This is a genomic window from Flavobacterium sp., assembly GCF_025352425.1.
GTDB lineage: Bacteria > Bacteroidota > Bacteroidia > Flavobacteriales > Flavobacteriaceae > Flavobacterium.
On the sequence record NZ_JANXTI010000013.1, the window covers coordinates 42,170 to 52,909 of the forward strand.

Annotated in this window: 10 protein-coding genes; 4 read left to right on the forward strand and 6 right to left on the reverse strand. The window is 36.1% G+C overall.

Features of this window, described 5'->3' with window-relative positions; genetic code table 11:
* Positions 1–35: 35 nt before the first annotated feature.
* Positions 36–698: a thiamine diphosphokinase gene (locus Q0Q99_RS01960; protein ID WP_293890648.1), complete on the reverse strand. Its 663-nt coding sequence runs from the start codon at positions 696–698 to the stop codon at positions 36–38.
* A 118-nt stretch (positions 699–816) separates the two neighbouring features.
* On the opposite strand from Q0Q99_RS01960, the gene Q0Q99_RS01965 reads away from it, so the two are divergent.
* Positions 817–1,485 (forward strand): hypothetical protein, encoded by a 669-nt coding sequence (locus tag Q0Q99_RS01965; RefSeq protein WP_293890650.1) that lies wholly within the window; start codon positions 817–819, stop codon positions 1,483–1,485.
* Between the two features lie 22 nt (positions 1,486–1,507).
* On the opposite strand, the gene Q0Q99_RS01970 is transcribed toward Q0Q99_RS01965, so the two are convergent.
* From Q0Q99_RS01970 to Q0Q99_RS01990, 5 genes are all read right to left on the reverse strand, one after another.
* Positions 1,508–2,779 carry an adenylosuccinate synthase gene (locus Q0Q99_RS01970; protein ID WP_293890652.1) on the reverse strand — a complete coding sequence of 424 codons (1,272 nt, stop codon included), beginning with the start codon at positions 2,777–2,779 and terminating at the stop codon, positions 1,508–1,510.
* Positions 2,780–2,830: 51 nt separating this feature from the next.
* Positions 2,831–3,289 (reverse strand): Fur family transcriptional regulator, encoded by a 459-nt coding sequence (locus Q0Q99_RS01975; protein WP_293890654.1) that lies wholly within the window; start codon positions 3,287–3,289, stop codon positions 2,831–2,833.
* Positions 3,290–3,366: 77 nt separating this feature from the next.
* Positions 3,367–5,586: a RelA/SpoT family protein gene (locus tag Q0Q99_RS01980; RefSeq protein WP_293890656.1), complete on the reverse strand. Its 2,220-nt coding sequence runs from the start codon at positions 5,584–5,586 to the stop codon at positions 3,367–3,369.
* A 72-nt stretch (positions 5,587–5,658) separates the two neighbouring features.
* Positions 5,659–6,438 carry an RNA methyltransferase gene (locus Q0Q99_RS01985; protein ID WP_293890657.1) on the reverse strand — a complete coding sequence of 260 codons (780 nt, stop codon included), beginning with the start codon at positions 6,436–6,438 and terminating at the stop codon, positions 5,659–5,661.
* A gap of 34 nt (positions 6,439–6,472) precedes the next feature.
* Positions 6,473–8,185 carry a gliding motility-associated C-terminal domain-containing protein gene (locus Q0Q99_RS01990; protein WP_293890659.1) on the reverse strand — a complete coding sequence of 571 codons (1,713 nt, stop codon included), beginning with the start codon at positions 8,183–8,185 and terminating at the stop codon, positions 6,473–6,475.
* A 186-nt stretch (positions 8,186–8,371) separates the two neighbouring features.
* Between Q0Q99_RS01990 and Q0Q99_RS01995 the strand changes: the two genes are divergently transcribed.
* From Q0Q99_RS01995 to Q0Q99_RS02005, 3 genes are all read left to right on the forward strand, one after another.
* Positions 8,372–9,349 (forward strand): GNAT family N-acetyltransferase, encoded by a 978-nt coding sequence (locus Q0Q99_RS01995; protein ID WP_293890662.1) that lies wholly within the window; start codon positions 8,372–8,374, stop codon positions 9,347–9,349.
* The gene (locus tag Q0Q99_RS02000; RefSeq protein ID WP_293890665.1) at positions 9,346–10,446 is read left to right on the forward strand and encodes a DegT/DnrJ/EryC1/StrS aminotransferase family protein; all 1,101 of its coding nucleotides are present in this window, start codon (positions 9,346–9,348) and stop codon (positions 10,444–10,446) included. Before Q0Q99_RS01995 ends, Q0Q99_RS02000 begins: the two co-directional genes overlap by 4 nt.
* On the forward strand, positions 10,446–10,740 hold a 295-nt coding region (locus Q0Q99_RS02005), incomplete at its 3' end, for a hypothetical protein (protein WP_293890667.1). The genes Q0Q99_RS02000 and Q0Q99_RS02005, both read left to right, overlap by 1 nt.

Consider the following 10,740-nt stretch of genomic DNA (forward strand, 5'->3'; position numbering starts at 1 on the left):
TTTAATTTGCGAATTTGCGGTCCAGATTTTTCTTCTTAATCCCAGCATTCCATCAATAATAAATCACCGTCTTTATGGGTAATCGAAACGATACCGTCATCAGTTACATGATTGCTGCTTCCCGTTCGGTAACCAATGGTTAAATCTTCATTATTCAGTGAATAAAAAAGATTTTTGGTGGTAATTCCGGTTACTTTTCCAATCGGAATTAGCGAAAGGATTGTATTGGCCGTGTACCATTTTTCAAAAGTAGCAGAAAGTAAATATACTTTGGAATGATCATCAAGAATTACGATTTTCAATAGATTTCGATAAGCAACAATATTGGTTAAATTGGTAATCGTATGATCAGCGCGTCTTCCGGTTGCCCAGATGACATTCGCCGCTTTGTGGCCTTTTTCGATTAAATAATCAAAGGCTTTTTCCAAATCGGTTTTATCCTGATTCGGCGCATATACAATTTCAATCGGATATTGTTTTTCCGTGTAATGATTGGCATCAAAAGCTCTGTCGAAATCACCTAACAGTACATCAACCTTGATTCCCAGTTCTAAAACGCGTTCAATAGCAGAATCCAGAACAATAACTATTGGCGACCATTCGAGAAGTTGTCCCAATAACTCGGAACTACAGGCTTCACCATTGGCAATAATCAACGCGGGTTCCTGGTCGTCGCGAACGACATGATGTGAGGACATTTATATTAGATTTAGATTTGTAAAAGTAATGAAACTTATTTCAATTGTTAATCTATGGTTAATTTGGAACAATTTTTGGACGGAATTTGAATACTTTTACCACTTAAACACCCTTTACATGAAAGCAGCTTTTGCTTTTTTATTTTTAATGTTCTGCTTCAAAGGTTTCTCTCAATTTGAGCTGCCAAAGAAAACAATAAGTATCGCTCCGGTTTCAAATCCGAAAGGAACAGTATCGCCTACATCTTCAAAATCCATAACTTATCCCAGTATTTTTGATAAAAAGGACAAACTTTTATCAACGGTGTCATTACTCAAAAAAAAGCCCGAAGACGAAAAAAGCATTTTTGAGAAGGAACAATTCGCCAGTCCCGCTAAAATATATACCGATAAAATGAACAAGCAGGTTACCGATGGAAAGATTTATGATTATTACAAAAAGGATTATTTATTGGCAACTTATAAATGTTCAACTGCTATTGCAAAATTTGCGCTAAAGGATTTCGGTGATCCCGATGGCGATGTTGTCCGAATTTGGCTGAACGGTGAAATTGTAATAAATGCTATTACTTTAGAAAGCGGTTACCGGGAAATTAAATTGGATCTTAGAAATGGCCAGAACTTGTTGGTGATTGAAGCACTGAATGAAGGTACAGTTTCCCCAAATACAGCTCAATTTTCTATTTTCGATGATAAAGGAGGAATGATAGGAAATAATCTTTCGGGACTATTAACTAATGTCAAAGCTACTATTATCATAAATAAAGTGGACATTTTAGGACAATAAAAAAGCTGTTCATTCAGATTTATTACCTCGTTATTGTCTGTTTTCTGTCAGGACCAACAGAAACAATTTTTATTGGCACTTCCAATTCGCTTTCTATAAATTCAATATATTCTTTCAGTTCTTTTGGTAAACTTTCAAAGGTAGTCAGTCCTGTTAAATCTTGTGCCCAACCTTTGAATTCAGTGTAAATAGGAGTGACGTTTTCTTCTTCGATATTGTACGGCAAATGATGGATTACCTGTCCTTTATAATTATAAGCCGTCGCAACTTTCAGTGTTTCAAACCCCGAAAGTACATCGCCTTTCATCATCATTAATTGGGTAACACCGTTTATCTGAACCGCATACTTTAGTGCTACCAAATCAAGCCAGCCGCAACGTCTTTTCCTTCCGGTAACGGAACCAAACTCGTTGCCAACCTTTGCCATTACATCTCCAGCCTCGCCAAAATCCTCTGTAGGAAATGGCCCTGAACCAACACGTGTGGTATATGCTTTGAAAATTCCGTAAACTTCCTTGATTTTATTTGGCGCAATGCCTAAACCGGTACAGGCACCCGCCGCAGTAGTATTGGATGAGGTTACAAAAGGATAAGTACCAAAGTCAACGTCTAATAACGAACCCTGAGCGCCTTCACAAAGAATAGATTTGCCTGCTTTTTGGGCTTGTGCCAAATATTCTTCACTGTCAATAAAATCCAATTTCCTTAATTCTTCGATTGCTTCAAAGAACTCTTTTTCCAGTTCGGTTAAATTATATTGAAGTTCCACATTATAAAAAGCGATCATTGCTTCATGTTTGTCTGCCAAAGTTCGGTATCGTTCCTTGAAATCAGCTAATTCGATATCGCCTACACGGATTCCGTTTCTTCCGGTTTTGTCCATATAGGTCGGTCCGATTCCTTTTAGTGTCGAACCAATTTTGGCTTTGCCTTTAGCGGCTTCGGAGGCTGCGTCAAGCAAACGATGTGTCGGCAGAATTAAATGTGCTTTGCGGGAAATAAACAATTTTGATTTCAAATCAAGATTAAACTTTGCCAAACCATCAATTTCACTTTTGAAAACTACCGGGTCAATCACGACACCGTTTCCGATGAGGTTAATATTATTGCCATGAAAAATCCCCGAAGGAATAGTCCTCAAAACATGTTTGATACCGTCAAATTCTAATGTGTGTCCGGCGTTAGGTCCGCCCTGAAAACGGGCAATAATATCGTATTTCGAGGTTAGAACATCAACTATTTTTCCTTTGCCTTCGTCGCCCCATTGTAATCCGAGTAGTAAATCTACGGTCATTGTGTGTTGTTGTGTGTAGTTAATTTTTTTTTTGCTGTTAGCTAAAAGCTATTAGCTGTCAGCTTTTTTATTCGCATAAAAATACAATGAATGATTGTGGATTTCAATGCCAAATATTTCCTCAATTGTCTGTTTTATGGTTTGGATTCTTGGGTCACAAAACTCGATAACTTCTCCTGTATCGGTCATTATGATATGGTCATGGTTTTTATCGAAATACGATTTCTCATAATGTGCCTGATTTTGGCCAAACTGGTGTTTACGAACCAAACCGCAATCTAACAGCAGTTCAATAGTGTTGTATAAGGTAGCCCGCGACACGCGATAGTTTTTGTTTTTCATTTTGATATACAGATTTTCGATATCAAAATGCTCTTCGCTATCATAAATTTCCTTAAGAATAGCATAGCGCTCAGGCGTTTTGCGGTGTCCTTTATTTTCAAGATACAGTGTAAAAACGTTTTTTACGGTCTCTTGATTTTTGGTATTATCGGATGCTATTAGTGTCATGGGACAAAGGTAATTTTTTTGTTTAAGGTTTCAAAGCTAAAGAGTTTCAAAGTTGGAACCAATATTTGATAACCGTATTAATTAGTATAAACTCTGGTCACCTTATCAATACCATCAATCTTCTTGATATTATCGATGAGTTTTTTCAGAATTCCATTATTTTGAACAATCACTGCAACCTGCCCAAAGAATATTCCTGCTTCGCCACTGAGTGAAATGCTTTGGATATTTACATGCATATTATTAGAAATTACCTTTGTTAATTCGTTTGTCAGACCCAAACTATCCATACCCGTAATTTTTAAAATCGCCTTGAACTCTTGTTGGGAGGAATCAATCCACTTGCCCATCATAATTCGGTACGCATAATTCGACTGTAAAGAAATGGCATTGGGACAATCTTTTTTATGCACTTTAATCCCTTCGTTGATCGTTATAAAACCAAACACATCATCACCCGGAATCGGATTACAACAGGACGATAATTTATAATCTAGTTTATCGTTTTCTGCACCAAAAACGAGCATGTCATAATGATGGCTCAATTCCGGTTTGTTTATGTCTTCGGGATTTGTGCTCGGCGAACGCTTCATTTTGCTTTTGAAGAAATTCATCAGCGTATTGCTTTTTTGGGACGCAAAATCTTTGAGCTGTTGATTTTCTATAGAGCCAATTCCGGCACGATAAAACAAATCCAAACTGGTTTTTAGTTTAAAGTAATTTACCATTTCGTTAATCACAGTTTCGTTTATAGTGATTTTCAGATGTTTCAGCTTTCGGGTCAATAACTCCCTGCCATCTTCGGCAATTTTCTTCGTATTTTCGTTAAGAACGTTTCTGATTTTATTTTTTGCTCTCGATGTGGTCACATAATCAAGCCAGTTGATTGTTGGTTTTTGATGAACAGAAGTGATGATTTCAATTTGATCACCGCTTTTCAGTTCATGATTGAGAGGAACTAATTTTCCGTTGACACGGGTGCCACGGGTTTTAATGCCAATTTCAGAATGTATGCTAAAAGCGAAGTCGAGCGAAGTCGCGCCTTTTGGCAATGATTTTATTTCTCCCTTTGGAGTAAAAACAAAGATTTCCTTAGCATACAAATTCATTTTGAAATCCTCTACAAAATCAACCGCATTGGTTTCCGAGCTTTCCAAAGCTTCTTTCAAAAGATTAAGCCAGGTATCTAATCCGCTTTCTTCGCTTGTACCTTGCTTATATTTATAATGGGCTGCATAGCCTTTTTCGGCAATTTCATCCATTCGTTCGCTTCGTACCTGAATTTCTACCCAACGTCCTTTTGGTCCCATAACCGTAATGTGCAACGCTTCGTAACCAGTCGATTTTGGAGAGGAAATCCAATCGCGCAAACGACTCGGACTCGGCCGATAATGATCTGTAACTATGGAATAAATTTTCCAGGCGAGGAATTTCTCATCGTGAAGATTGGATTTATAGATAATCCGGAGTGCAAATTTGTCATAGACTTCATCAAAAGTTACATTTTGCGCTGCCATTTTTCTCCGAATGGAATAAATAGATTTTGGTCTGCCTTTGATTACATACTCAACATTTTCTTCGTCCAGCGATTTTTTTAAAACGTCGGAAATGGTTTTGATATATTCGTCCTGCTCTTCTTTGGTTTCTTTAATCTTGCTGACAATATCCTTAAAAATTTCAGGTTCGGTATATTTTAATCCTAAGTCTTCGAGTTTGGTTTTTATGTTATACAATCCCAACCGATGGGCGAGAGGCGCGTATATGTATAATGTTTCGGATGCAATTTTTACCTGCTTATCATTCGGCATCGAATCCATGGTTTGCATATTGTGCAAACGATCCGCAATTTTGATCAGAATTACACGTACATCATCATTTAGGGTCAATAGCATTTTACGGAAGTTCTCCGCCTGCATTGAGATGTTCATGTCTTTTTTAACCTGAGAAATTTTGGTCAGGCCTTCTACTAAATGGGCAATTTTCGGATTGAATTTTTTTTCGATGTCTTCAATGGTCACATCGGTATCCTCTGCCACATCATGCATTAATGCTGCAGCAATGCTTGTCGCACCGAGACCAATTTCGGAAGCCACAATTTTGGCAACACCAATAGGATGAAAAATATAGGCTTCCCCCGATTTGCGGCGTTGGTCTTTATGGGCTTCAACGGCGACATCAAAGGCCTTACGAATGAGTTTTTTATCCGAATCGGTAAGTGTTTGATAACTTATGCGAAGTAATTCTTTGTATTCCCGGGCAATGGCTTTTTTCTCTTCCTCTAAATCTATCTCAATCATAGCATGTTAATCAATCAGCTAAAAATAAGTATAACAAATGAATTGTGCAAATGGAAAAGTCAATTTCCTAAATCAGAATCCGCGTTGCCTTTTAGCTTCAAAAATCAATATTGCTGCGGCTACAGAAACGTTCATGCTGTCAATTTCGCCCTGCATCGGAATGATGATATTTTGGGTAGCTTTTTCACGCCAAAGTTGAGATAGTCCTGTCGCTTCTGTGCCAACCACCAAAGCGGTTGGTGTGGTGTAATCTTGTGTATGATAAGAAGTGGAATTCTGTAACGTCGCACTATAAAAATTGATTTTATTTCCGATTAAAAAATCAATTACTTCATCGGTTGAACCTAATGCTATTTGGTTGGTAAACAAACAGCCAACACTGGAACGAACAATATTTGGATTGTATAAATCGGTTTTTGGACTGGCGATAATGACGGCATCAATTTTAGCCGCGTCACAAGTTCGCAAGATTGCACCAATATTGCCTGGTTTTTCAATGGCTTCCATTACTAAAATCAATGGATTTTTAGGAAGTTTTAAATCGGATAATTGTAAGGATTTTGTTTTTGCAACAGCTAAAATGCCTTCGGTTGTGTCGCGATAGGCTAGTTTTTGGTAGACTTCTTTCGAAATCTCAATCGGGTTATCGGTTAATTTGATTATTTGGTTATTTGAAATTAATTCGGGTAGAAAAAGAATAGTTTCCAGTTCATAATTTCCTTTGATTGCTAACTCTATTTCACGCATTCCCTCAATCAAGAAAGTACCTGATTCTTTGCGGGCTTTGGCTTTTTCCTGAAGCTGAACCAAGGATTTTATAAACGGATTTTGGGCGGAAGTAATTTGTTTCATACTAAGTAATGATTTCCAAAGTTACTGAGATTTTTTAGTGATTTAAATATAAAAATCCACGCAACGGTTCAGGATAATCAATATCATTTAAAAACAGCAAATAAAAATAAGTACCATCTGGCGCATTTTTACTACCAATTCCATCCTTTACATAACCATCCCAATTTTCGGTATTTTGGTTACCTGTCCAAAGTAATCTTCCCCAACGGTTGTAAACTTCCACTTTGAAATTAAGGAAAATATCGCGCAAGCCACCAATGAAAAATGTATCATTATAAGAATCCATATTGGCAGAAACAAAGTTGTAAACTGTGGGCGGACAATTTCTTGTTGTCAGTAAAAACGAAGTAATGCTGAAACAATTTTGGTTAGAAATCCGAACAAAAATTTCTTTTGGCGTTGGTATCGCCTGGTAACTGGTAGTATTTAAGATAGGATTTATATCAGCGGTTGCATCTTCACGTGATTCATAAAAATTAACATTATCTCCAGGATTTGTTCTGACCAAATCTTCATAAGATGAGAAATCAAAAGTACCTCGGGTAAAACCTTCATTGCAAACAAGCAAATTTGGTAGAACGTTGAAAGTTGGGGAAATCCAAAGTGCATCGTTTATGACGGAAGTATTATTGTTTTCGACTAATTCTGCTACAATTCCTGTTCCATCGCCAATGTCGTCGACCATAAATTTTATGTCGAAATTTAATGTCACCGTATCAGGCAAAACAATGGTAACTTGACCTGTAATCGATCCGCCAATAGGAATTTCGACTGGAGTTAGGATGGTTTGATATAATTGCCCATCAATGTAAATTGAAATTGGAGTTGCTGCGGGTAATGGATTGGTTGCAATTAGATTAGAAACCGTATAATTTACCACGATTGTTTTTGAGTCACATTGCTTTTCAACGGAGTCGATTGAAACAGTGGCATCGGGCAATTGACTGTTTAATTTCGTAACCACCGCATTAATCATCACAAAATCCTGAAAAGAAGTAAGTGAAATTTCGGCACTTGTATCGCCAATAGCTATATTATTCTGAATGTCGTAAATATCCAAATCCATATTGTATAAAGTTGCACTACCGGTTACGGAATTTGTACCATTAAAAACATTATCTGCAGGATTTAAAGCGTTACTTAATAAATTTCCATTCATTCTGAATTCTTCCGTTGGTAATATAGAATCACCTTCCCAAGCCACAAAACCTACTTTAGAATTATTGTCATCAATGACATTTAAACTACTCAAAGTAATAGATAAATCATCAGGAACACCTTGTAAACCATCATAAACATTGATTTGGTTCAAGGGTAGCGTCGTATTTGTATAAATAATTACAATTGCCCAACCCGCAAAATTGGTTCTTCTTTGAAAATGCAACGCTTCAAATGCAGAAATGTCTAAATTAGATAATGTATAATTGCCATTTCCTGTAGTTTGAATAAGAGATGTAATGTCTTTAAAGGCACTAAAATAAGTATATGTTTCATTATTAAACACTCTAACCAGTGAGAAAGTCCTATCTGGAATTATGATATCCGAGTTCAAATTGACTTCAAAATCGCCATCGCCACTTCCGGCCCAATACAGATAGGCTTTTTCAATTACATCAGTTGAATTTAAGGAAAGTGTTGCTGTAGAAGAAGTGGTTGTAACCAAATCAAAAGTTGTGTTGTTTTCCGCGGTATTCATAGTATTGCCTATGAAAGTAAAATCATAACGACCATTAAATTGGTTGTACAATGATACATTTTGTCCATTAATTTTATAAATGAAACAAAGAAGAATAATAAAAAAGAAAAAATGTCGTTTTAATTTCAAAGCAAAACGGTTAGGAAGATTAAAATTAAACAATATTTTTGAAAATTGAATTTTAATAAGGATGACTTTAAAATAAATGTTTAATTTTCCGATGATTAAAAGCAACTTGTGAAAAACTATTTTATTCGACGGTATACTTTAGAAGATTATGCAATTTGGAACAACTTTGTAAGTGGTGCCAAAAATGCGACGTTTCTGTTTCATCGCGATTTTCTGGAGTATCACTCTGATAGATTTCAGGATTTTTCCTTACTGATTTTTAACGAAGACAAGTTGATGTCGGTGCTTCCGGCAAATAGAGTTGCCAATACCCTTTTCTCTCATCAAGGATTGACTTATGGGGGATTTGTTTTTAATGACAAAATCAAACTTGGCGAAGCGATTGATATAACCAAAGCCCTTTTAGAGTTTTTGCATCAAGATAATATTACCACTTTTCAAGTCAAATTAATACCGTCAATTTACAACGCTTTTTTCTCTGAAGAGATTGAATATGCTATGTTTTTGGCCAACGCAAAACTGCTTCGCAGGGATTGCCTTTCGGTTATTGATTTGACAAAACCTTTTGTTGTAACCAAAACCAGAAAAGAAAGCATTCGACGTGGCGAAAAGAACGATTTAGTAATCAAGGAAGAATTGAAATTCGACTTGTTTTGGAATGAGATATTGATTCCTAATTTGGATAAAAAGCATAACGCAAAACCAGTGCACACAACAGAAGAGATTAGTTTGTTACAACAAAAATTCCCTAATAACATACGCCATTTTAACGTGTATGCCGAAAATAAAATTGTAGCTGGAACTACAGTTTTTATAACTGATAAAGTGGCGCATCCACAATATATTTCGGGAAATGAACAAAGAAGTGCACTGGGAAGTTTAGATTTTCTCTACAATCATTTGATTACAGACGTTTTTAAGGATAAAAATTTTTTTGATTTTGGAATTTCCCATGAGGAAAATGGGCGTAAAATAAATGAAGGCTTATTATTTTGGAAAGAAAGCTTTGGAGCAAAAACAACGGGTCAGGATTATTACCAAGTTCAAACATCGGATTATTATCTTTTAGAAAATATTATGCTATGATTAAATTCCTCGACCTGCAAAAGATAAATCAACCATACCAGGAGCAATTTCAGCAAAAAATGAAATTGGTTTTAGATAAGGGTTGGTTTATTCTGGGAGACGAAGTTAAAATGTTTGAACACAATTTTGGAGAGTATTGTGGCTCCAACCATTGCATCGGTGTTGGCAACGGTTTAGATGCTTTGGTCTTGATTTTTAAAGGATATATCCAACTCGGAAAACTCAAAAAAGGCGACGAAATAATTGTTCCTGCCAATACGTATATCGCCAGTATTTTGGCAGTTTTACAGGCTGATTTGGTTCCCATTTTAGTTGAGCCAAAATTAGAAACGTACAACATCAATCCCGATTTAATTCAGGCTAAAATATCCTCAAAAACAAAAGCCATTTTAGCGGTTCATCTTTATGGCCAATTGGCTGAAATGGAAGTTATAAATGCTATTGCCAAACGAAACAATTTATTGGTGATTGAGGACGCTGCTCAATCACATGGTGCTGTTTCCAATAATAATAAAAAAGCAGGAAACTTATCCGATGCTGCGGGATTTAGTTTTTATCCCGCAAAAAATCTTGGTGCCTTAGGCGATGCCGGTGCGATTACGACCAATGATGATGCTTTGGCTAAAGTACTTTTTGCCTTGCGGAATTATGGTTCAGAACAAAAATATCATAATAAATATATTGGTTTTAACTCGCGTTTGGATGAGTTACAAGCTGCATTTCTAAATGTGAAATTACCATATTTGGATAGTGAAAATGAAATCCGAAAAACAATTGCAAAGCGGTATTTGTCGGAAATTAAGAACGAAAAAGTAATACTGCCAATCTCTGATTTGACAAGAAATCATGTGTTTCATTTATTCGTTGTTCGAACTTCTGACAGAGATGCACTTCAAAAATATTTGATACAACATAAGATAGAAACGGTTATTCATTATCCTATTCCGCCACATCAACAAAAAGCATTTTCTGACTGGAGTTCGCTTTCGTTCCCAATAACCGAAAAAATTCATCAGGAAGTGTTAAGTTTGCCAATAAGTCCAGTAATGACAAAGGATGAAGTTGATTATGTAATAGCAGTTTTAAATAAGTATTAATGGATATTTTTAATAAAATAAAGAATTTTTTTTTCGTTTCCTTTCGCATTTGGAAGTACAGGTTTTTATCTGACTGCAACAATGTTTCCGGAAAAGCGAACTTGTTCCATCCGTTGCTTTTGAAAGGAAAAGGAACAATTTCATTCGGTAAAAATGTACAGATTGGTGTGGTAGCTTCGCCAAATTTTTATTCGCATTATGCTTATTTGGAAGCCCGGAATTCAGAGAGTGAAATTAACATAGGAGATAATGTTTCTATAAATAATGGCTTTTCAGCAGTGGCTTTTTCAAAAA

What these genes read in the sequence shown, in the direction of transcription:
- Q0Q99_RS01960 (WP_293890648.1), bottom strand. Translation starts at nt 698, where the DNA reads ATGTCCTCACATCATGTCGTTCGCGACGACCAGGAACCCGCGTTGATT.
- Q0Q99_RS01965 (WP_293890650.1), top strand. Translation starts at nt 817, where the DNA reads ATGAAAGCAGCTTTTGCTTTTTTATTTTTAATGTTCTGCTTCAAAGGT.
- Q0Q99_RS01970 (WP_293890652.1), bottom strand. Translation starts at nt 2,779, where the DNA reads ATGACCGTAGATTTACTACTCGGATTACAATGGGGCGACGAAGGCAAA.
- Q0Q99_RS01975 (WP_293890654.1), bottom strand. Translation starts at nt 3,289, where the DNA reads ATGACACTAATAGCATCCGATAATACCAAAAATCAAGAGACCGTAAAA.
- Q0Q99_RS01980 (WP_293890656.1), bottom strand. Translation starts at nt 5,586, where the DNA reads ATGATTGAGATAGATTTAGAGGAAGAGAAAAAAGCCATTGCCCGGGAA.
- Q0Q99_RS01985 (WP_293890657.1), bottom strand. Translation starts at nt 6,438, where the DNA reads ATGAAACAAATTACTTCCGCCCAAAATCCGTTTATAAAATCCTTGGTT.
- Q0Q99_RS02000 (WP_293890665.1), top strand. Translation starts at nt 9,346, where the DNA reads ATGATTAAATTCCTCGACCTGCAAAAGATAAATCAACCATACCAGGAG.